This is a genomic window from Nocardioides alkalitolerans (genome assembly GCA_038184435.1).
GTDB lineage: Bacteria > Actinomycetota > Actinomycetes > Propionibacteriales > Nocardioidaceae > Nocardioides > Nocardioides alkalitolerans_A.
Genome location: CP116227.1, coordinates 369789 through 390571, shown reverse-complemented (window position 1 = coordinate 390571; position 20783 = coordinate 369789). Strand labels below are relative to the sequence as shown.

The window sequence follows — 20783 nt, the reverse complement described above, 5'->3', positions numbered from 1 at the left end:
CGGCGGCGCCCCGTGTCCCCGGAGTCGCACAACAAACCTCTAGGAAAGCGCAAGATTTTGCCCGCGGCCTTGAGGAACGGCCTGCTCAGCTCTTCGGCGGCTCGAAGTCGTCGGGCGCGAGCTCCTCCACGTTGACGTCCTTGAACGTCAGCACGCGCACGTTGCGGGCGAAGCGCGCCGGCCGGTACATGTCCCACACCCAGGCGTCCGACATCGTGACGTCGAAGAACACCTCGCCGTGCTCCGACTTCGAGCGCACGTCCACCTTGTTGCAGAGGTAGAACCGGCGGTCGGTCTCCACCACGAACTTGAAGATCTTCACCACGTCGCGGTACTCGCGGTAGAGCTTGAGCTCCATCTCGGCCTCGTACTTCTCGAGGTCTTCGGTGCTCATCGAGGCTCCTTCTCCAGGGGGACGGGCGGGATCACGCGGGTGGCGCCGGGGGCGACTCTAGCGAGCGGGCGGCGGCCGCGCGCCGCACGTTGACGAAGCACCACCGGTGGATGGCCGAGGGCCCGTGAGCCGTCAACAGCTCCTCGTGCAGCGGCGTGATGTAGCCCTTGTGGACGTCGAACCGGTAGTCGGGGTGCTCGTCGTGGTAGCCCGTCATGATCCGGTCGCGCGTGACCTTGGCGATCACGGACGCCGCGGCGACGCAGCCCGCCACCCGGTCGCCCTTCCACACCGCGAGGCTCGGGGCACGCAGCCCGTCGACGGGGAACCCGTCGCTCAGCACGTACGACGGGGCGAGGCCCAGGCGCGCCACCGCCCGTCGCAGCGCCTCGACGTTGGCGACGTGCATCCCCAACCGGTCGCAGTCCCCGGGCTCGATCACGACGACGCTCCATGCGAGCGCGCGACGCACGACCTCGTCGTACGCGCGCTCGCGGGCCCGGGCGGTGAGGAGCTTGGAGTCCGCCAGGCCCGGTACGACGCCGGCCCGGCCCTCGGGGAGGATGGCGGCGGCCGCGACGAGCGGCCCGGCGCACGCACCGCGCCCGGCCTCGTCGACACCCGCCACCGGGCCGAGGCCGTGGCGTCGGAGGGCGCGCTCGTAGCCGTAGAGCCCGGCGTCCCGGCGGATCGTGACGCCGCGGGGACGCGTGGTCACGCGGGCGTCACCGGGGGTCGGGGACGTCGGCGAACGTCGCCGGGCGCTCCAGCCAGTCCCAGCTCGACCGCGGCCACACGACCGCGAAGACCTTGCCGACGACGAGGTCGGTGTCGACGAACTCGCGCCCGGTCGTGCACGCCGTGTTCACGGCGGGATCGCAGATGCGGGCCGCGGAGTCCTCCGACTGGGCGCGGTTGTCGCCCATGACGAACATCTGGCCCTCGGGCACCTCGACCGTCTCCCAGTCGGCGGTGCAGCCGTTCACCTCGGGACCGTTGCACTGCAGGCCGTCGGCCAGGTAGGGCTCGTCGAGCGGCTGGCCGTTGACCAGGATCCGGCCCTGCTCGTCGCAGCAGGAGATGACGTCGCCCTCGAGGCCGATGACGCGCTTCACCAGGTGGCCGCCCGTCGGGTAGAGACCGACCTTCGACATCACCTGCGCGATCGGGTTGCTCGGGCCCTCCGCCGCGGTCGGCCCCAGCCAGCCGCCCGGATCCTCGAACACCACGACGTCGCCGCGCTCAGGCCCGTTGTCGCCCCAGTAGGAGGGCTTCTCCACCAGGATCCGGTCGTTGACCTGGAGGCCCGGCACCATCGACTCCGACGGGATGTAGAACGCCTGGAGGAAGAAGGCCTTGATGACGAAGGCCAGCGCCAGGGCGACCGCGAGGAGCAGGACCGTCTCCTGCCAGAGCGGCAGCTGCTTGCGCTTGCGGCGCGACCGCTTCGCGCGACCGGCGGACGCGGTCTCCGCCGGCTCGTCCGCCGCCGTCGAGGGCGTCGGGCGCTCCCCCTCCGTGCCGGAGAACGACGACGACCGCGGGTCCCCGTCCTCGTCGTGAGGGTGGGGGGACACGCGGTCGTCGGACGTCACGGGGACGAGACTAGCCACCTGCGCGGCACCCTGGTCGGGCGCCTCGCGGCGAGCCGGGTCAGCTGTCGCGACGCTCCTTGATCTTGGCGGCCTTGCCGCGGAGGTTGCGCAGGTAGTACAGCTTCGCGCGACGCACGTCACCGCGGGTGACGACCTCGATCGTCTCGAAGATGGGCGAGTGCAGCGGGAAGGTGCGCTCGACGCCGACACCGAAGGAGACCTTGCGGACGGTGAAGGTGCGGCCGATGCCCGAGCCCTGCACGCGGATGACGACGCCCTGGAAGATCTGGACGCGGGAGCGGTTGCCCTCGACGACCTTCACGTGCACCTTGACGGTGTCGCCGGCGCGGAAGGCCGGGATGTCGCTGCGCTTGCTCGCCGCGGCGAGCTCGGTGATGACGTTGTTGCTCATGTCTGCTCCTCGCGAGTGCCACAGGTCAGCCGCGGTTCGATGGTGCGGATCCGATGGAGTAGCGCCGGCACGGCAGTTCCCCTGTGGCAGAGGCGTGCATGGCGCGACTGGTGATGTTCGCACAGACGGCCCGCCCCGATCCAATCGGGGCGGGCCGCGTGCGGGTGGTGCAGTCCGGCTCAGTCGAAGGCGTAGGCCTCGCCGTGCTGCAGGTCGACACCGGCGACCTCGTCCTCCTCCTTGACGCGGAAGCCGATGGTCTTCTCGATGACCATGCCGATGACGTAGGCCATGACGAAGGAGTAGGCAAGCACCGCGACCGAGGAGACGACCTGGGCGATCAGCTGGTCGGCGTTGCCGCCGTAGACGATGCCGGTGCCCGGGTCGAAGGCGAAGAAGCCGAGCCAGACACAGCCGATGAAGCCGGCGACCAGGTGCAGGCCGACCACGTCGAGGGAGTCGTCGAAGCCCAGCTTGTACTTGAGGTCGATCGCGAAGGCGCAGACCACACCGGCGACGAGGCCGAGAACCATCGCCCAGACCGGGGTGATGTGAGCACAGGCAGGTGTGATCGCGACGAGGCCCGCCACGATGCCGGAGGCGGCGCCGACGGCGGTGGACTTACCGTCACGGACCTGCTCGATGATGATGAAACCGATCATCGCCGCCGCGGGGGCCACGATCGTGTTGAGGATGATGAGGCTCGTCTGGCCCTCGTCGGCACCGAAGACGCCGGCGTTGAAGCCGAACCAGCCGAACCACAGGATGGCCGCACCGATGAGCACCAGTGGCACGTTGTGCGGGACCGCCTCCTCCTTGGTGAACCCAGCCTTGCGTCGTCCGAGCACGAGCGCCAGGGCGAGCGCAGCGGCGCCCGCGTTCTGGTGGACAGCGGTGCCGCCGGCCCAGTCGAGCGTGCCGGTGGAGCCGAAGTTGTAGATCCAGCCGTTGTCCGGGTTGAACACCCAGGCCTGCACCGGGAAGTAGACGAGCGCGGCAAAGACGCCGGAGAAGATCATCCAGGGCCAGAAGCGTGCGCGGTCCGCGATCGCGCCGGAGATCAGAGCGACGGTGATGACCGCGAAGGTTCCCCCGAACGCGGCCGAGGCCAGCGTCGCGTCGGTGGCCTTGGTGGCGTCGAGGAGGCCGACGTCCTGGAAAGGGTTGCCGAAGAACTTGGTGATGCCGCCATCGGAGATCGCGCCGATGCCGCCGGCCCCGATCAGCACCCACAGGATCCAGACGATGCCCATGGCGCCGAAGCTGAGCATCATCATCGACACGACGCTCTTGGCCTTCACCAAGCCGCCGTAGAAGAACGCCAGGCCCGGCGTCATGAAGAGGACCAGGGCCGTACAGACCAGGGTCCACGCGAGTTCGGTGGTCATCACTACCTCGTTCATCTCGGAGAGAGGGCGGGCCGCACGAGCACCCTTGCGGCGCGGCACGACGCTGCCGAATGTTTCCGACGCCGTGTTGCGACAGGCACGCCGCGTTGTTTCGGCGGCGTAACACCCTCGATGTCTGTGTGACGCTCAGGTCACGCAGACGTCATCGCGCCCTCAGATGTGGCTCACGTGACACTCAGGGAGCCCTCAGGCTCCGTCGCGACCGCCGAGCAGGTCCGGCCGGCGCTCGGCCGTGCGGCGCCGCGACTCCTCGCGGCGCCAGCGCGCGACCGCGCCGTGGTCGCCGCTGAGCAGCACCGGCGGCACGTCGTGCCCGCGCCACGAGGCCGGCTTCGTGTAGACGGGGTACTCGAGCAGGCCGTCCTCGTGCGACTCCTCCACGAGCGACTCCGGGTTGCCCATGAACCCGGGCAGCAGCCGCACCACCGCCTCGACGATCGCCAGCACGGCCACCTCGCCGCCGTTGAGCACGTAGTCGCCGATCGACACCTCGCGCACCTCGGCGCCCGCCTCCGCGGCGTGCTCCACCACGCGGGCGTCGATCCCCTCGTAGCGTCCGCACGCGAACACCAGCCGCTCCCGGGTGCTCAGCTCGCGCGCCGTCGCCTGGCGGAAGACCTCGCCCGACGGCGTCGGTACGACGAGCGTCGCGCCCCCGATGTCGAGGGCGTCCAGCGCCTCACCCCAGGGCTCCGGCTTCATGACCATGCCGGCTCCCCCGCCGTACGGCGTGTCGTCCACGGTGCGGTGCCGGTCGTGGGCGTGGTCCCGCAGGTCGTGCACCCGCAGGTCGAGCAGCCCGGAGCGCTGCGCCTTCCCGGGGAGGGAGAGGTCGAGCGCCCGGAGGTACTCGGGGAAGATCGTGACGACGTCGACGCGCACGCCTCAGGCCCCGGCCTCGGGCTCGCCGCCGTCGCTCTCCTCGGGGTACGGCGCGACCAGCCCCGGCCGGTCGGCGACCACCACGCGGCCCGCGGCCAGGTCCACGGTCGGCACGAGCGCAGCGACGAAGGGGACGAGCGTGTCGCGGCCGTCGGGGGTGCGCACCCCGAGCAGGTCCTGCGCCGCGCCGTGCAGCACCTGGGTGACCTCGCCGATCACCCGGCCCTCGAGGTCGTGGACCGCCAGCCCGACCAGCTGGTGGTCGTAGAACTCCTCGGGGTCGTCCGGGGTCTCCCCCGCCTCGATCGTGGCGTGGAGCATCAGCCCCCGCAGCGCCTCCGCCTCGTCGCGCGAGGACACGTCCTCGAACCGCACGAGGAGCACCCCCTGGTGCCAGCGGGCCGACTCGACCCCGATGCTGGTGCGCGCGGTCGTGACGTCGCGCGGAGCGGTGACCCGCAGCCGGCTCCCCGGGGCGAACCGGCGCTCGGGCTCGTCCGTGCGCACGTCGACTGTGACGTCCCCCCGGATGCCGTGCGGCTTCCCGATGCGACCCACGAGGACCTCGATGCTGCTGCTCACGGGCCGGATCCTACGTGTCCTGGAGCGGTGGAAATGACGGACGGGCGCCACCCCCGAGGGGGTGACGCCCGTCCGGCGAGCGGTGGCGTCAGCGACGGCGGTCGACGTCGACGAAGTCGACCCGAGCGCCGCCCCGACCGGCGAGCGCACCGATGACGGTGCGGAACGCCGTGGCGGTGCGGCCGTTGCGACCGATGACCTTGCCGAGGTCGTCGGGGTGCACCCGGACCTCCAGCACGGAGCCGCGACGCAGCTCCTTGTCCCGCACGGTCACGTCGTCGGGGTGGGCCACCACCCCGCGGACCAGGTGCTCGAGCGCGTCGGCCAGCACGGTGCTCAGGCCTCGGTGCTCTCGGCGGGCGCCTCGTCGGCCTTCGGCTCCTCGGCCTTGGCCTCGTCAGCCGGGGCCTCGTCGACCTTGGCGTCGTCGGCCTTCTTGGACTTCTTCGTCACGGCGGCACCCTTGGGCTCGTTCTGAGCCTCCTTGAGCGCGGCGTTGAAGATCTCGAGCTTGTCGGGCTTGGGGGCCGCCGTCTTCAGCGTGCCCTCCGTGCCCGGGAGGCCCTTGAACGTCTGCCAGTCGCCGGTGATCTTGAGGATGGCCTCGACCGCCTCGGTCGGCTGCGCGCCGACGCCGAGCCAGTGCTGGGCCCGCTCGGACTCGACCTCGATGAACGAGGGCTCCTCCTTGGGGTGGTACTTGCCGATCTCCTCGATCACCTTGCCGTCACGCTTCTTGCGCGAGTCGACGACGACGATGCGGTACTGCGGCACCCGGATCTTGCCCAGGCGCTTCAAACGGATCTTGACGGCCACGGTGGGTGGTGTCTCCTCGAACGTTGCGGGTTGATGAGGGACGTCGCGACGGCGTGGGGCACCGGCTCCGGACCTCGAAGGGCGAGCGACCAACGGATGAGAGGGTCCGCGGGTCGCACGACTCGACCGATCATTGTGCCAGAGCACGCACGTCGCGGCGAATCGGGTCCGACCTCGTCGTACGCGCCCCGGCGGCGCCGGACGTCAGCTGACGCCGGCGTCGTCCAGCAGGGCGTCACGTCGGGCGCGACGCGCCCGCTGCTCCACCGGGTCGGGCACGGGCACCGCGGCGACGAGGCGCTGGGTGTACGGGTCCTTCGGGTGGTTGATGACCTGGGCGCTGGGGCCGATCTCGACCAGCTTGCCGTGGTGCATCACCGCGATCCGGGAGGCCAGCATCTCCACGACGGCGAGGTCGTGGCTGATGAAGAGGCAACCGAAACCGTGCTGCGCCTGCAGCTCGGAGAAGAGGTCCAGCACCCGCGCCTGCACCGAGACGTCGAGGGCCGAGGTCGGCTCGTCGGCCACCAGCAGCCGCGGCTCGAGCGCGAGCGCCCGGGCGATGCCGACGCGCTGCCGCTGACCGCCGGACAGCTCGTGGGGGTAGCGGTTGCGCATCGCCCGGGGCAGGTGCACCTGGTCGAGGAGCGTCTCGACCCGCTGGCTCAGCTCCTTGCCCTTCACCCCGGTGTGCAGGTGGAGGGGCTCGCCGATCGACTCGCCCACCGGGATGCGGGGGTTGAGGGAGGAGCCCGGGTCCTGGAAGACGATGCCGACGCGGCGGCGCAGGTCGCGCAGGGTGCGACGGTTCGCGTCCGCCATGTCCACGCCGTCCACCATGAGCCGACCGCCGGCGACGGGCAGCAGGCCCACGACGGCGCGTCCGATGGTGGTCTTGCCCGAGCCGGACTCCCCCACCAGCCCGACGACCTCGCCCTCGCCGATCTCGAGGCTCACCTCGTCGACGGCGCGGAAGACGGGCTGCGAGCCGCGCTTGGGGTACTCGAGCACCAGGTCCTCGATGACGAGCACCGGCTCCCGCTTCTCGGTGGACGCCGACTCCGGCCGCGGCGCGGCACCGTCACGGGCCTCGGTGCGGGTGGCCTGGCCGAAGTGCGGCACCGCGGCCAGCAGCTGCTGGGTGTAGGGGTGCTGCGGTCGGGCGAAGACGTCGGCCGTGGTGCCGGTCTCGACGATGCGTCCGTCCTTCATGACGACCATCCGGTCGGCCATGTCCGCCACCACGCCCATGTCGTGGGTGATGAGCACGATGCCCGAGTCGATGCGGTCCTTGAGGTCGGCGATGAGCTTGAGGATCTCGGCCTGCACGGTGACGTCGAGCGCGGTGGTCGGCTCGTCGGCGATGAGCAGCGTCGGGTCGCAGGCCAGCGCCTGGGCGATCATCGCGCGCTGCCGCTGGCCGCCGGAGAGCTGGTGGGGGAACGAGTTGAACCGACGCTCCGGCTCCGGGATCTCGACGAGCCGCAGGAGCTCGAGCGCCCGGGCCTTCGCCGCGGACGGCGACAGCGGGAGGTGGGTGCGCAACGCCTCCACCACCTGGGCGCCGATCGGGTAGACGGGGTTGAGCGCCGTCATCGGCTCCTGGAAGATCACGGCGATCTCCTTGCCGCGCAGTCGGCGCTGCGCGGCTCCGCGCAGCCCCAGCACCTCGGTGCCCTTGAGCTTGGCGCTGCCGGTCGCCCGTCCGTTCGGCGGCAGGAGGCCGAGGAGCGACATCGACGACTGGGTCTTGCCGGACCCCGACTCACCGACGATCGCGAGCACCTCGCCCGCGCGCACCTGGTAGGACACGTCGATCGCGGCCGGCACCCACTCGTCCTCGACGAAGAAGTGGACGCTGAGGTCCTCCACGTCCAGCACGACCGGCTTGTCCGCGGTGCCGTCCGTCGTCGGCTTCGACAGCGACGGGCCCTCGGGGGTGCCCTCGGGGGTGGTGGTCACAGCTCACCTTCCTGGATGCGTGCCCGGGCCGGGCCCGGGGTGCTGCTCTGCTGGTCTGCGTGCCGCTCTGGGAGGCTGGCCCCATGGCCACCCCGTACGTCCAGACCTACCGATCCACGGGCGCCCGCCGTCTGGCGGTCGCCCTCATGGGCGGCGCCGGCGTCGTGCTCGTCGGACTGGCGGTCGGCGGCGACGTCGAGCTGCTCCTGCGCTGGGGCGGTGCCGTGCTGCTCCTCGGCGCGATCGGCTGGGTCGTGTACTGGCGTCCCGCCCTCCACCTCACCGACGACGGCCTGCAGGTCGTCAACCCCTTCCGCACCGTCGAGGTGCCGTGGGGTGCGCTGGTGGAGGTCGACGGCCGGTACGGCGTGCGCCTGGTGCTCCTCGACGACTCGACCGTCGACGCCTGGGCCTGCCCCCCGCCGCTCGGCATGGACCGGGCGAAGGGCAAGGAGTCGGAGGCCGCCGGCGCCGTGCGCGAGCGCTGGCGCCGCGAGGAGACCACCGGCCGGTCCGCCGGTCCGGACGCCACGCGCACCGTGGTGCGCCCCGACCCGACCGCCGCCGCCACGCTCGCGCTGCTGGCGCTGGCGGCGGTCGTGACGCCCTTCCTGGTCTGAGGTCCGCTGGCGGCGCGAGGTCACGCCGAGCCGCCCGGCTCGTCGTCGCGACGGTCCGTCTCGCGCGACCTCTTCTCGACGTCGACACCGGAGACGTCGGCGCCGGTCGGCAGCGCCGGGGTGGCCGCCACGAGGCTCTCCTGCTGCGCGAGGCGCGCCCGGTTCATCGCCCGGAGCGACGGGATCTTGCGCTGGCGCGGGTCGAAGGCGTCGCGGAGGCCGTCGCCGATGAAGTTGACGCAGAGGGCGATGACGATGATGAACGCACCCGGCCACCAGAACAGCCACGGCCGCGTCTGGAAGTAGGACTGGTAGTCCGACACCATCTTGCCGAGCGAGATGTCGGGCGCCTTGACGCCGAAGCCCAGGTAGCTGAGGGACGCCTCGAGGAGCACCGCAGCCGACATGAGCAGCGTCGTGTTGACGATGATCGGGCCCATCGCGTTGGGCAGCATGTGCTTGAGGATGATGCGGGTGTCGCTGGCCCCGGCCACGCGTGCGGCGTCCACGAACTCCCGTTCACGCAGCGACAGGAACTCCGCGCGCACCAGGCGCGCCAGTGTCGTCCACACCACGAGGCCGAGCACGAGGGCCAGCACGTAGACACCGGAGTCGCCGGCCATCTTGCCCAGCACCGCGCCGATGACGATGAGCGGGAAGGTGATGACGAGGTCCGTGAAGCGCATGAGGGCCTGGTCGGTGGCCCCGCGGTAGTAACCGGCGAGCGCGCCGACGGCGATGCCCATGACGGCCGCGACGATGCCCATGATCGCCATGACGATGAGCGAGGTCTGGGCGCCGAGCATGGTGCGCGCGAAGATGTCGCGCCCCAGGTTGTCACGGCCGAAGGGCGCGTCGCCCCAGGCGAGGCCGCTGCCGCCGAGCCAGGTGGGCAGCCCCAGGGTCGGGGCGCCGCGGTCGGTGACGGCGTCGAAGTCGGCCGGCCGGTCGGTCGGCGCGTACTTCCACCAACCGGGGATGCCGCCGACGCCGATCGAGCTGAAGGCCAGGATCGCGACGAGCGCGAGCACCACCATGCCGACGAGCGCGCCGCGGTGGCCGAGGAAGCGCTTGAGGACGATGCGGCCCTGCGAGAGACCCGCGACGTCGCGGTTCTCGATGCCGTTCTCGTGGGGCTCGTCCGGCGTGGCGGCCGGAGGCGGGGTCGTCATGGTCATGCGAGGGATCCTCCGTGCAGAGGTCGGCGGGGGGCGGGCGCGGCACCCGAGCAGGTCGGGCTCCCCGCGCTCATGCGTTCACCCGGATCCGCGGGTCGAGCACCGCGTAGACGAGGTCGGCGACGAAGTTCGCGACCACGGCCAGGATGGCGACCACCAGCAGGTAGGCCATGATCGGGTCGATCACGTTCTTCTCCAACGAGTCCGCGAACAAGAAGCCCATGCCGCGCCAGCCGAAGATGCGTTCCGTGATCACCGCGCCACCGATGAGCGTGATGATGTCGACGGGCACGATCGAGGCGAGCGGGATCAGCGCGTTGCGGAAGGCGTGGCGCATGATCACGGTGCGCTCGGTGAGGCCCTTGGCCCGAGCCGTGCGGATGTAGTCCTGGTTGAGCACCTCGAGGGTGCTCGCCCGGGCGTACCGCGTGTACGCCGCGAACGAGATGAGCGTCAGCGTCAGGGTCGGCAGCAGCAGGTGGCCGAAGAGGTCGAGGGTCTCCATCCAGAAGTTGCCCTCGAAGTTCGGCGTGCGTCGCCCGGACGTCGCGATGGGGCGGCCGTTGATGCGCACGTGGTTGACGTAGACGTCCCACGTGGAGAACAGCCGGTCGAGGAAGAGGTAGAGCGACACGGGGACCGCGGTGAGGGCCGCGGTACGCACGACCGTGCTGCGGTCGGGGCCGCCCCACAGGTAGCCGACCAGGGCGCCGACCAGCACGGCGAGCACGCCCATGCCGATGACGATGAGCCAGCTGGCCCCCGCGTAGTACCAGAAGTAGCGCATCGGCTGGTAGAGCACGATGCCCAGACCGGCGACGGTGAGCGCGGCGTAGAGCGAGCGCCGGTCGCTGAGGCCCGTCGACAGGATGGTGACGCAGAGGGCCGTGCCGATCGACAGCACGGCGACGCCCACGATGCCGAGGGTCGGGTCCGCGATGAAGTCGGTGAGCTCGACGTAGAGGAGCACGACGAGGGTGGCGCCGCCCGCGATGGCGAAGTTGCGCACCCGGTTCTTCGTGGTGCCGCCGAGGGCGGCCATGAGCGTGAGCCCGGCGAGCACGACGCAGATCACGTAGAACCACCACGCGATCGACGGGTCGGCCAGGAAGTCGTTGAAGCCGATGGCCAGGAACTGCTTGAGGAGCACCGCCACCCAGAAGGTGGGGAGCGAGTAGAGCAGGAACGACACGAAGGTGATCGAGTAGTCGAAGCCCGAGTACTGCCGCAGCGCGCTCACGATGCCGATGAAGACACCGATGAGGATCGCGAGCACGGTGGCGAGCGAGACCAGCTGCAGCGTCGTGAGGATGGCCCCGCTGAGGAGGTCGGTGACCTGCTGGTTGGTCTGCCAGTTGGTGCCCAGGTCGCAGTTGCCGACGACGCAGCCGGCTGCTCCGCTCAACCAGTCGAAGTACCGGTGGAACACCGACTCGTCGAGCTGCAGCGACTGGCGCCGCTGCTCGATGAGCTGCTCCTTGTTGGGCGACGTGCTCTGGCGGAGATCGGCCAACGGGTCGATCGCGATGCTCACGAGCACGTACATCACGAACGTCGAGACCAGCACGACGAGGCTCGAGGTGAGCAGTCGTCGGACGAAGAACATGACCATCGGTGTGCCAGGACCTTCGGAGTGAGGGGGGCCGTGGTTTCGACCCCGAGGGGCGGACGATCGCAAGCAGGGGCCGCCGGCCGGGCGCGGCCGACGGCCCCTGACTCACGGGTGGAGCTGGTGGGTCACTCCTCCTCGGGACCGGTCCAGTTCCAGTAGCCGTAGAAGATCGTCGGGTTGAGCGGCGCAGCCGTCACGTTGCCCAGGACCTCCTTGTTGTAGGCCACGACCGCCGGGAACTGGAAGACGGTCGAACCGATCGCGTCCTCCACCAGGAGCGCCTCGATCTCCTCCTGGATGCCCTCCTGCTCGTCGGCGTCCGAGGTGACCGCGAGGTCGTCGAACAGCGCGTCGACCTCGGGGTTGCTGTAGCCGATGAGGTTGTTGAGGCCGCCGGTGACGTAGGTCGCCTGCGACTCGGTCACCGCGGTGGAGGTCGACTGCCAGCCGAAGGAGACGGCGTCGTACGTGCCGTCACCCAGGTCCTCGCCCCACGTGCCGCGACGGTCGGCGATCAGGTTGAAGCCCGCCTCCGCCAGGATCGGCTGGACGATGTCGAACTGGTCCGAACGGCGCTGGTTGTCGGCCGGGATCAGCACACGGACGTCGATCGGGCCCTCGACCCCGGCGTCGGCCAGGATCTGCGCGGCCGCCTCGGCGTCACCGTCGCCGTAGGCCTCCTGCATGCCGCCGGCCTCGGAGACCGCGTCGTACGACGGCGCGCCCGGGGTGACGAGGAACGAGTTGCGCACCTCGGCGTCGGGGTTGATCGGCTTGATCAGCGTGTCGACGATGTCCTTGCGCGGGTACGCCGTGAGGAACGCCTGGCGGACCTGCAGCGCCGTCTCGGCGTCGCCGCCGTAGGCCGCCGGGTCGAACGGACCACCGTTGTTCTGCACGAGGTCGATGTGCTCGTAGGTCGCGTCGACGCCGGTCTCGATCTCGGCCTGGTCGACGGCCTCGAGCGCCTCGACGACGTCGGTCGTGGCCTGCGGGCCGAAGAGGTCGAGCTCGCCGTTCTGGAGCTGCTGGACCTGCGCGAGCGGGTCCTCGTTGTAGGTGACCGTGACCTCGTTGATCGCGGCCGGACGCTCTCCGTCGTAGTCGGGGTTCGCCGTGAGGGTCACGTACTCGCCCTCGACGAAGTCCGTCATCTCGTAGGCGCCGCTCGACAGGTAGAGCAGCTCGTCCTCGGGCAGCGACGTGAAGTCGTAGCCGGTGTTCCAGAACTCGGCGATCGGCGAGAGCGCGGCGGCGTCGTTGTTCTGGACCGCCTCGACGAAGGCGTCCTTCGCCTCCTGCGGGTCCTCGATGCCGAGGCCCTTCATCGCGGTGACGTGGGCGGGGACGCCGAAGTCGAGCGCCACCTCCCAGTCGGCGAAGGGCTCGGAGTAGACCAGCGTCAGCGTCTTGTTGTCGTTGCTGAGCTCGGGCGTCTCGGTCACCAGCGGGAGGCCGGCCGACGAGGAGTTGAAGAAGACCTCGCCACCCAGGTTGCTGACGTCGTCCGCCGCGTCGATGGTGTTGAAGTTGCCGCTCTGGCCCACGAAGGACAGCAGGAGGTCGGTCGCGTCCATCGGCGTGCCGTCGGACCACGTGGCGTCATCGGCGACGGTGTACTCGACCGTCAGCGGGTCGTCGCTCGTCTTCTCGAACGTGCCCAGGGACTCGTCGCGGATGAGCTCCTGGTTCTCGTCGTAGTAGAAGAGGTCGCCACGGAGCATGTAGTTGATGATCGAGTTGGCGGTGGCGTTGCCGTCCGACGTGTCGTCGTTGTACGAGTAGTACGGCTGGTTCCAGCCGATCGTGATCGCGTCGGGCGCCTCGCCGGCAGCGACTCGGTCGGAGTCCTCCCGGGCCTGCTCCTCGCTCTCGTCCTCCGGTGCCGAGCACGCGGTCAACGCCAAGGTGACCGCGATCGCGGCCACGCCGATTCCCCTGAGTCTCACAGGTCCTCCCGCTCTTTCCGTCTCACCGGTGCACCCCACACCCCTCGGGTGGGACCGAGTGGCACCGCGGCGAGAAGTTAACGCGCGGGTCGAGCCCACGAACAGAGAGCAGTCGCGTCTAGACCTCTATCGTTACTCAAGCGAGACTTGCGGTGTCCTCCCCGTTCAACCGCAAGGTCCCGCCTCCACGCCAGGCACGCCGGAAGATCTTCGCCCCGGTGCGGACCTGTCGGACCGATCTGCGGTGGAGCGCTCGCGTCAGCGGACGCCCGCCACCACACGGCCGCGGAGCACGACGGCGCGGGGCGCGAAGAGGGTCGAGAGATCGGCCAGCGGATCGGCGCGCGTGACCACGAAGTCGGCCGGCGCGCCCTCCCCCAGCGTCGCGTTCCAGCCGAGCCAGCCGCGCGCCCGCCACGACGCGGCGCCGAGCGCGTCGTACGCGGGGAGGCCGAGCGCAGCGAGCGCGACGACCTCGCCCACGAGGTTGCCGTGGCGGGCGACGCCGCCGCCGTCGGACCCGGCGTAGAGCGGCACCCCCGCCTCGAAGGCGCCCATGAGCGTGTCGCGGCGACGCACGTGCAGGTCGGTCATCGTGGCGGCGTAGGCCGGGAACCGGGCCGCCCCGCCGCGCGCGTGCTCGGGGAACTTGTCGAGCTGCATCACCGTCGGCACCAGGGCGGTGCCCGCCGCGACCATCCGCTCCACGAGCTCCGGCGTCAGCCCCGTGCCGTGCTCGATGCAGTCGATGCCCGCGTCGAGCAGCCCGGCGAGGACGTCGTGGCCGAAGCAGTGCGCCGTGACCTTGGCGCCCTGCTCGTGCGCGGCGGCGATCGCGGCGGCGAAGGACGCCGCGTCGAACGACGGCGCGAGGTCGCCGGTCTCGCGGTCGATCCAGTCCCCCACCAGCTTGACCCAGCCGTCGCCGGCCCGGGCCTCCTCGGCGACGCGGGCCGCGAGGTCCTCCGGCTCGACCTCGTGGGCGTAGCCCCGGATGTAGCGCTTGGTGCGCGCGACGTGCCGGCCGGCCCGGATGAGCCGCGGGAGGTCCTCGCGCTCGTGCATCCAGGCCGTGTCGAGGGCCGAGCCGCAGTCGCGGATGAGCAGCGCTCCGGCGTCGCGGTCCGCGATCGCCTGCTCCTCGGCCTCGGCGTCCGAGACGGGGCCGTGGTCGTCGAGACCGATGTGGCAGTGGGCGTCGACGAGGCCGGGCACGATCCACCCCTCGGCGGCCGTCTCAGCGCCGGCCTGGGGCTCGTAGGTCACGTGCCCGTCGACCACGTAGAGGTCCGCGACCTCACCGTCGGGCAGGACCGGACCGGAGAAGCGCAGCGCCGTCATGCGGCGGACGTTACAGGCGGTCGAGCAGCCAGGTCGGGCCCACCGCGAGCGCACCGACGTGGGTCACCCGGGCCTGCAGCGCGCGGTCCCCCGTGACCACCGTCGTGCGCGCACCGTCGGCCACGGCCGCCTCGGTGCGCGCGACGATCTCGGAGTCGCCGTCCCGCGGGGCGTGGACGACGAGGACGTCGCCGTCCCGACCCGCGCGGACGCCGCCCTTGGCACCGCCCTCGAGCACGAGGACGACGCGGTCGACGTCGAGGTCGGCGACGAGCAGCCCCTCGTGGAGGCGGCGGGCCGCGCCGGCCCGGTCCTTCCACCACCCGTCGGGACGGGCGCCCACCACGTTGGCGCCGTCGACGACGAGCACCCTCACTTCAGGAACTTGGAGAAGTCCGAGGGGAGGTCGAGCGCCGCGGCGGCCTTCTCGTAGTCGACCGGCTCGTCGTTGCCGCCGAACGGGTTGCCGCTCGCGGCGGCCGCCTTGTCCTTCGACGCCCGCTCCTGCTGGGCCGCCTTGGCCGGGTTGCCGGACACGCGCCGGCCCTTGCCCTTCTTGGGCTGCTGCTTCGCCTTCGCCTTCTTGCCACCGGCGCCCGGCATCCCGGGCATGCCCGGCATCCCCGGCATGCCGCCGCCCCGGGCCATCTGCTGCATCATCTTGCGCGCCTCGAAGAAGCGGTCGACGAGCTGGTTGACGTCGGAGACCTGGCGGCCGGAGCCCTTCGCGATGCGCGCCCGGCGCGAACCGTCGATGATCTTCGGGTTGGCCCGCTCCGCCGGCGTCATCGACTGGATGATCGCCTGGATCCGGTCGATCTCGCGCTCGTCGAAGTTCTCGAGCTGCTCGCGGAACTGCCCCATCCCGGGCAGCATCCCCATGATCTTCGACAGCGAGCCGAGCTTGCGCACCTGCTGCATCTGCTCGAGGAAGTCGTCGAGGGTGAACTCCCCGTCGCCGCGGCCCGCGAGCTTGTCCGCCGCCTTCATCGCCTGCTCGGCGTCGAAGGTGCGCTCCGCCTGCTCGATCAGGCTCATCATGTCGCCCATGTCGAGGATGCGGGAGGCCATGCGGTCGGGGTGGAAGAGGTCGAAGTCGGTCAGCTTCTCGCCGTTGGAGGCGAACATGACCGGCTTGCCCGTGATCGAGGCGATCGACAGGGCGGCACCACCGCGGGCGTCGCCGTCGAGCTTCGTGAGGACGACGCCGTCGTAGCCGACCCCGTCGAGGAACGCCTGGGCGGTCGAGACCGCGTCCTGGCCGATCATGGCGTCGACGACGAAGAGGACCTCGTCGGGCCGCACCGCGTCGCGGATGTCGGCGGCCTGCTGCATGAGCTCGGCGTCGACGCCGAGACGGCCGGCGGTGTCGACGATGACGACGTCGTGCAGGCGGCGCTTGGCCTCCTCGATCGACGCCCGCGCGACCGACACCGGGTCGCCGACGCCGTTGCCCGGCTCCGGGGCGTAGACCGGCACGCCGACGCGCTCGCCGTTGACCTGGAGCTGGTTGACCGCGTTGGGGCGCTGGAGGTCGCAGGCGACGAGGATCGGGGTCTTGCCCTGGTCCTTCAGCCACAGCGCCAGCTTGGCCGCGAGCGTCGTCTTGCCCGCGCCCTGGAGGCCGGCGAGCATGATGACCGTCGGCCCGTTCTTGGCGTACCGCAGCCGTCGGGTCTCGCCGCCGAGGATGGCGACGAGCTCCTCGTTGACGATCTTGACGATCTGCTGCGCCGGGTTGAGCGCCTTCGAGACCTCCTCGCCGCGCGCCCGCTCCTTGACGGCACCGACGAACTGCTTGACGACCGGCAGGGCGACGTCCGCCTCGAGCAGCGCGATGCGGATCTCGCGCGCGGTGGCGTCGATGTCGGCCTCGGAGAGCCTGCCCTTGCCGCGCAGGTTCTTGAAGGTGTCCGACAGGCGGTCGGAGAGTGTGGCGAACAACGAATCGTTCCTCAGGCTCGTGCGGACGGTGCGCGGCCCGGCGCCGCGACGTCCCAGGGTAACCGGCGGGTGCCCCTCACCGGTCCACGGTGGCCGAGAGCAGGGCCCGGAGCGCGTGGGCCGCCTCGGCCGCCCGCTGCTCCGACAGCGCCCCGGCCGACGCCTCCTGCACGTAGAACACGTCGACGGCCTGCGGACCGAGCGTGGAGATGTGCGCCGAGCGCACCGAGATGTCGAGCTCGGCGAGCGCCCGGCACACCAGGGCGACGACGCCCGGCCGGTCGTCGGTGCGCACCTCGAGCACCGTCGCGCGCCGCGACGCCTCCGGGCGCACGACCACCGACGGCTCCCGCGTCGAGCGCACCATCCGGGCGATGCGGTCGCGGGGGTCGAGGCGGGCGTCGACGATCGCGGCCACCCGCTCCCGCAGCACCGCGGCGTCCACGTCGCGCTCCCCCGTCTCCCACACCGACACGGCGTAGCGCCCCTGCGACCACGCCCGCGCGGCCCGCACGGCGACCCGTTGCACGGCGAGCGCGGCGGCCACGTCCGCGAGCACGCCGTTGCGGTCCACGGCGAGCGTCGTGATGCGCGAGCCGTCCGCCGTGTCGGCCACCGTCACCGTGACGGCGCGGGGGTCGCGCCGTACCTCCTCGGGCACCTCCAGCTCCACCTCCCCGGCGACCGGGGCCGCCGCGCCGGTGGCGCGGGCGAGCAGGGACGCGAGGGTACGGCGCGCCAGCTGCCGCACGAGGCCGGCCCGCCAGCTGGACCACGCCTTGGCGGAGGCCGCGCGGCTGTCCGCCTCGGTCAGGGCCACGAGCAGGGAGAGCGCCTCCGGGGTCGTGACGTGGCGGGCCACGAGGTCGACGGTCGCCGGGTCGTCGGGGTCGCGCGTCGTCGCCGTCTCCGACAGCAGCAGGTGCCACCGCACCAGGTCGCCCACGAGGTCGACCTCGTCGGGGGCGAAGCCCATGCGGGTCGCCACCTCGCGGGCGATCGGCTCGCCCGCGACGCTGTGGTCGACGAGGCCGCCCTTGCCGATGTCGTGGAGCAGCGCCGCGACCATGAGCACGTCGGGCCGGGCGACGGTGCGGATGAGCGCCGCGGCCTCGATGCAGGTCTCGATGACGTGCCGGTCGACGGTGAAGCGGTGGATCACGGACGCGTGCGGCAGACCGTGCACCCGCGACCACTCCGGCAGCAGGCGCTCCGCGACGCCGGTCTCCTCCAGCGTGCTCCACACGTCGAGGAGCCCGCGGCCCGACGCCAGCAGGCGGACGAAGAGCTGCCGCGCCTCCGACGGCCACGGCACGGGCAGTGGCGCCGACTCGGCCCCGAGGCGGGCGGCCGTTGCCGGGGCCAGCAGCACGTCGCGCTCCGCGGCCTCCGCGGCCGCGCGCAGCACGAGCAGCGGGTCCGCCGACGGACGGGCCCCCTTCTCGAGCACGATCTCCCCCGCGGCCAGCGCCACGCCGGGGGCGACCCGCTCCAGCTGGGGGCGGCGGGGGCGGGTGGGCACCCGCTCCTGGGCGAGCACGGCGTCGACGCGGCGCCAGGTCGTGCGCGAGATGTGGTCGATCCGACGACCGATCCCCCGCACGTGTCCCTGGGCCGCCACGGCGTCCGCGAGGCCGAGCCGGGCAGCGAGCTCGTCCCACATCTCGGGGGCCACCCGGTCGGTGGCCCGGCCGGCCGCGGCGTGCAGGTGGTCCCGCACGTCGAGCAGGGCCCGACGGCTCAGGTCGAGGTCGGTGTGGGGGATGTCGACGAGCCAGGTCGCCACCAGCGCCTTGAGCACGGTGGCGTCGCGCAGGCCGCCCTCCGCCTCCTTGAGGTCGGGCACCGAGACGTGGGCGAGCTCCCCCACGAGGTCGTGGCGCGCCCGGGTCAGGGCGCGCAGCCCCGGCAGCCGGTGCCGGGCGTCGCGTCGCCACGCGGCGAACAGCTGCGCGCGGAGGCGCAGCGTCACGTTGGGGTCGCCCGCGAGGTGCCGCGCGTCGAGCAGCCCGAGCGCGACCTTGAGGTCGTCGGCGGCCGCGGTGAGCGTCTCGTCGACGTCCCGCACCGCGTGGTCGACCTTGAACCCGCCGTCCCACAGCGGGTACCAGAGTCCCCCCGCCAGCTCGTCCACGTCGACGCCGCGGTCGTGCACCAGCAGGAGGTCGAGGTCGGAGTACGGCGCCAGCTCGCGCCGCCCGTAGCCCCCGACCGCGACGAGGGCGACGCCCGTGTCGGGGCCGCCTCCCGCGTCGTACGCCGCCGTGCACGCCGCGTCGGCTGCCGCCGTGCGCTCGCTCCGCTCCGCTCCGCTCACGTGCTGCTCCCTCCCGGACACGCACGACGCCCGGCCGCACCGAGGCGGCCGGGCGTCGTGGTGACGTCGTCGTCGGCGTCGTCGCTCAGCGGTCGGTCAGATCGCCGAGGCGTCGCGGTCGCCGGTGCGCACCCGCACGACCGTGTCGATGCCGGAGACCCAGACCTTGCCGTCGCCGATGCGACCGGTCTGCGCGGTCTTCACGATGATGCCGACGATGTCGTCGGCGTCGCCGTCCTCGACCACGATCTCGATGCGGATCTTGGGGACGAGCGCGATGTCGTACTCCGCGCCGCGGTAGACCTCGGTGTGGCCCTTCTGCCGGCCGTAGCCGCTGACCTCGCTGACGGTCATGCCGGTGACCCCGAAGGTCTCAAGCGCCTCGCGCACGTCCTCCCACTTGTGGGGCTTGATGACTGCGGTGACGAGCTTCATGTTCACACTCCCTCGGAAACGTGCGTGGACCCTGCCAGGTGCTTGGAACCGCCGAGACCACCGCTCCGGGCGCCGACGAGATCGTAGGCCGACTCACCGTGCTCGACGCCGTCGATGCCCTCGACCTCGTCGTCCTCGTGGACCCGCAGGCCGACGATCGCCTTGACGACCAGGCCGACGACCAGCGTCGCGACGCCGGACCAGAGGACGGCGAACACCGCGACCGCGACCTGCACGACGAGGAGCTTCGCGCTGTGCCCGTAGGCGATGCCGCCCGAGGTGCTGAGGACACCGATCGCGACGGTGCCGATCAGGCCGCCGACGAGGTGGACGCCGACGACGTCGAGCGAGTCGTCGTAGTTCCAGCGGTACTTGAGGCCGACCGCCAGTGCGCACGCCACGCCGGCCACGATGCCGAGCGCGATCGCGCCCAGCGGCGAGAGCGCGCCGCAGGCGGGAGTGATGGCGACGAGGCCGGCGACGACGCCGGACGCCGCACCGAGCGACGTCGCGTGACCGTCGCGCAGCTTCTCCACGACGAGCCAGCCCACGATCGCGGCGCAGGTGGCGACGGTCGTGTTGAGCCAGACGAGGCTGGTCTCGTCGAGCCAGTACTGGCCCATCGCCTCGCCCGTGAGGTCGCCCGGGACCCACGAGCCCACGTTGAAGCCGAACCAGCCGAACCAGAGGAGACCGGCACCGAGCATGGTCAGCGTCAGGTTGTGCGGCTTCATCGGCTCCTTGCCGAAGCCGATGCGCCGGCCGAGGAGCAGCGCGAGCACGAGGCCGGCCACACCCGCGTTGATGTGCACGACCGTGCCGCCCGCGTAGTCCACCGGGGCGACGGCCGCACCGCCGTTACCGGAGAAGAGGAGGTCCGCCAGGCCGTTCTGCGCACCGCTGAGGAAGCCCCCGCCCCACACCATGTGCGCGAGCGGGAAGTAGGACAGCGTCACCCAGAGCGGCACGAACAGCAGCCACGCCGAGAACTTGAGGCGGTCGGCCACTGCGCCGCTGATGAGCGCGGCCGTGATGACGGCGAAGGTGAGCTGGAAGCCGACGGTGAGGTACGTCGCTCCCCCCACGTCCCGCAGGCCGAAGTGCTCGATCGGGCTGCTGAACAGCAGCGCGACGTCCTGGGTGCCGTAGGTCATCGACCAGCCCCACAGCACGTAGACGAGGCCCACGACGCCCGCGGCCGAGAAGGACATCATCATCATGTTGAGGACCGACTTGGACCGGCTCATCCCCCCGTAGAACAGGGCGAGGGCCGGGGTCGTCATCAGAAGCACCAGCGATGCCGAGGCCAACATCCAGGCCTGGAGCGCGTACTCC

General features: G+C 71.5%; 20 protein-coding genes. 1 reads left to right on the top strand and 19 read right to left on the bottom strand.

Annotation, left to right across the window (positions count from 1 at the left end; all coding sequences use genetic code 11):
* Positions 1-85 precede the first annotated feature (85 nt).
* From PIR53_01900 to PIR53_01855, 10 genes are all read right to left on the bottom strand, one after another.
* Positions 86-394, bottom strand: coding sequence for a DUF2469 domain-containing protein (locus PIR53_01900; GenBank protein ID WZH52760.1), 309 nt, complete (start codon positions 392-394; stop codon positions 86-88).
* Positions 395-425: 31 nt separating this feature from the next.
* Positions 426-1112: a ribonuclease HII gene (locus PIR53_01895; GenBank protein WZH52759.1), complete on the bottom strand. Its 687-nt coding sequence runs from the start codon at positions 1110-1112 to the stop codon at positions 426-428.
* Between the two features lie 7 nt (positions 1113-1119).
* The gene (lepB, locus tag PIR53_01890) at positions 1120-1989 is read right to left on the bottom strand and encodes a signal peptidase I (GenBank protein ID WZH52758.1); all 870 of its coding nucleotides are present in this window, start codon (positions 1987-1989) and stop codon (positions 1120-1122) included.
* A 58-nt stretch (positions 1990-2047) separates the two neighbouring features.
* The gene (gene rplS / locus PIR53_01885) at positions 2048-2401 is read right to left on the bottom strand and encodes a 50S ribosomal protein L19 (protein ID WZH52757.1); all 354 of its coding nucleotides are present in this window, start codon (positions 2399-2401) and stop codon (positions 2048-2050) included.
* 179 nt (positions 2402-2580) lie between these two features.
* Positions 2581-3789, bottom strand: a complete 1209-nt coding sequence (locus tag PIR53_01880) for an ammonium transporter (protein WZH52756.1) — start codon at positions 3787-3789, stop codon at positions 2581-2583.
* Positions 3790-3996: 207 nt separating this feature from the next.
* Positions 3997-4692 (bottom strand): tRNA (guanosine(37)-N1)-methyltransferase TrmD, encoded by a 696-nt coding sequence (trmD, locus tag PIR53_01875; protein ID WZH52755.1) that lies wholly within the window; start codon positions 4690-4692, stop codon positions 3997-3999.
* Between the two features lie 3 nt (positions 4693-4695).
* Positions 4696-5274: a ribosome maturation factor RimM gene (rimM, locus tag PIR53_01870; protein ID WZH52754.1), complete on the bottom strand. Its 579-nt coding sequence runs from the start codon at positions 5272-5274 to the stop codon at positions 4696-4698.
* A gap of 88 nt (positions 5275-5362) precedes the next feature.
* On the bottom strand, positions 5363-5605 hold the full coding sequence (locus tag PIR53_01865) for an RNA-binding protein (GenBank protein ID WZH52753.1): 243 nt from the start codon (positions 5603-5605) through the stop codon (positions 5363-5365).
* Between the two features lie 5 nt (positions 5606-5610).
* Positions 5611-6090, bottom strand: a complete 480-nt coding sequence (rpsP, locus tag PIR53_01860) for a 30S ribosomal protein S16 (GenBank protein ID WZH52752.1) — start codon at positions 6088-6090, stop codon at positions 5611-5613.
* Between the two features lie 204 nt (positions 6091-6294).
* Entirely contained in the window at positions 6295-8052 is a 1758-nt protein-coding gene (locus PIR53_01855; GenBank protein WZH52751.1) for an ABC transporter ATP-binding protein, read from the bottom strand.
* A gap of 83 nt (positions 8053-8135) precedes the next feature.
* Here PIR53_01855 and PIR53_01850 point away from each other — a divergent pair, with 83 nt between their 5' ends.
* A complete protein-coding gene (locus tag PIR53_01850; protein ID WZH52750.1) occupies positions 8136-8672 on the top strand; it encodes a PH domain-containing protein in 537 nt (178 codons plus the stop codon).
* 20 nt (positions 8673-8692) lie between these two features.
* Here PIR53_01850 and PIR53_01845 read toward each other — a convergent pair whose 3' ends face one another.
* The 9 genes from PIR53_01845 to PIR53_01805 form a co-directional block, all read right to left on the bottom strand.
* Positions 8693-9850, bottom strand: coding sequence for an ABC transporter permease (locus tag PIR53_01845; protein WZH52749.1), 1158 nt, complete (start codon positions 9848-9850; stop codon positions 8693-8695).
* Positions 9851-9920: 70 nt separating this feature from the next.
* The gene (locus PIR53_01840) at positions 9921-11456 is read right to left on the bottom strand and encodes an ABC transporter permease (GenBank protein ID WZH52748.1); all 1536 of its coding nucleotides are present in this window, start codon (positions 11454-11456) and stop codon (positions 9921-9923) included.
* Between the two features lie 131 nt (positions 11457-11587).
* The gene (locus tag PIR53_01835) at positions 11588-13390 is read right to left on the bottom strand and encodes an ABC transporter family substrate-binding protein (GenBank protein ID WZH52747.1); all 1803 of its coding nucleotides are present in this window, start codon (positions 13388-13390) and stop codon (positions 11588-11590) included.
* A 279-nt stretch (positions 13391-13669) separates the two neighbouring features.
* The gene (locus tag PIR53_01830) at positions 13670-14752 is read right to left on the bottom strand and encodes an amidohydrolase family protein (protein ID WZH52746.1); all 1083 of its coding nucleotides are present in this window, start codon (positions 14750-14752) and stop codon (positions 13670-13672) included.
* Between the two features lie 10 nt (positions 14753-14762).
* Positions 14763-15128 (bottom strand): hypothetical protein, encoded by a 366-nt coding sequence (locus PIR53_01825; protein WZH52745.1) that lies wholly within the window; start codon positions 15126-15128, stop codon positions 14763-14765.
* Positions 15125-16696, bottom strand: coding sequence for a signal recognition particle protein (gene ffh, locus PIR53_01820; protein WZH52744.1), 1572 nt, complete (start codon positions 16694-16696; stop codon positions 15125-15127). Before ffh ends, PIR53_01825 begins: the two co-directional genes overlap by 4 nt.
* Positions 16697-16772: 76 nt before the next feature.
* Complete coding sequence (locus tag PIR53_01815) at positions 16773-19013, bottom strand: [protein-PII] uridylyltransferase (GenBank protein WZH52743.1); 2241 nt, start codon at positions 19011-19013, stop codon at positions 16773-16775.
* Positions 19014-19109: 96 nt separating this feature from the next.
* Positions 19110-19448, bottom strand: coding sequence for a P-II family nitrogen regulator (locus tag PIR53_01810; GenBank protein WZH52742.1), 339 nt, complete (start codon positions 19446-19448; stop codon positions 19110-19112).
* A gap of 2 nt (positions 19449-19450) precedes the next feature.
* Positions 19451-20761, bottom strand: coding sequence for an ammonium transporter (locus tag PIR53_01805; GenBank protein WZH54384.1), 1311 nt, complete (start codon positions 20759-20761; stop codon positions 19451-19453).
* Positions 20762-20783: the final 22 nt, after the last annotated feature.

Coding starts and splice junctions, on each gene's coding strand:
- PIR53_01810 (WZH52742.1), bottom strand. CDS start 19,448: ATGAAGCTCGTCACCGCAGTCATCAAGCCCCACAAGTGGGAGGACGTG.
- PIR53_01880 (WZH52756.1), bottom strand. CDS start 3,789: ATGACCACCGAACTCGCGTGGACCCTGGTCTGTACGGCCCTGGTCCTC.
- PIR53_01805 (WZH54384.1), bottom strand. CDS start 20,761: ATGTTGGCCTCGGCATCGCTGGTGCTTCTGATGACGACCCCGGCCCTC.
- PIR53_01900 (WZH52760.1), bottom strand. CDS start 394: ATGAGCACCGAAGACCTCGAGAAGTACGAGGCCGAGATGGAGCTCAAG.
- PIR53_01840 (WZH52748.1), bottom strand. CDS start 11,456: ATGTTCTTCGTCCGACGACTGCTCACCTCGAGCCTCGTCGTGCTGGTC.
- PIR53_01830 (WZH52746.1), bottom strand. CDS start 14,752: ATGACGGCGCTGCGCTTCTCCGGTCCGGTCCTGCCCGACGGTGAGGTC.
- PIR53_01850 (WZH52750.1), top strand. CDS start 8,136: ATGGCCACCCCGTACGTCCAGACCTACCGATCCACGGGCGCCCGCCGT.
- rplS (WZH52757.1), bottom strand. CDS start 2,401: ATGAGCAACAACGTCATCACCGAGCTCGCCGCGGCGAGCAAGCGCAGC.
- PIR53_01845 (WZH52749.1), bottom strand. CDS start 9,850: ATGACCATGACGACCCCGCCTCCGGCCGCCACGCCGGACGAGCCCCAC.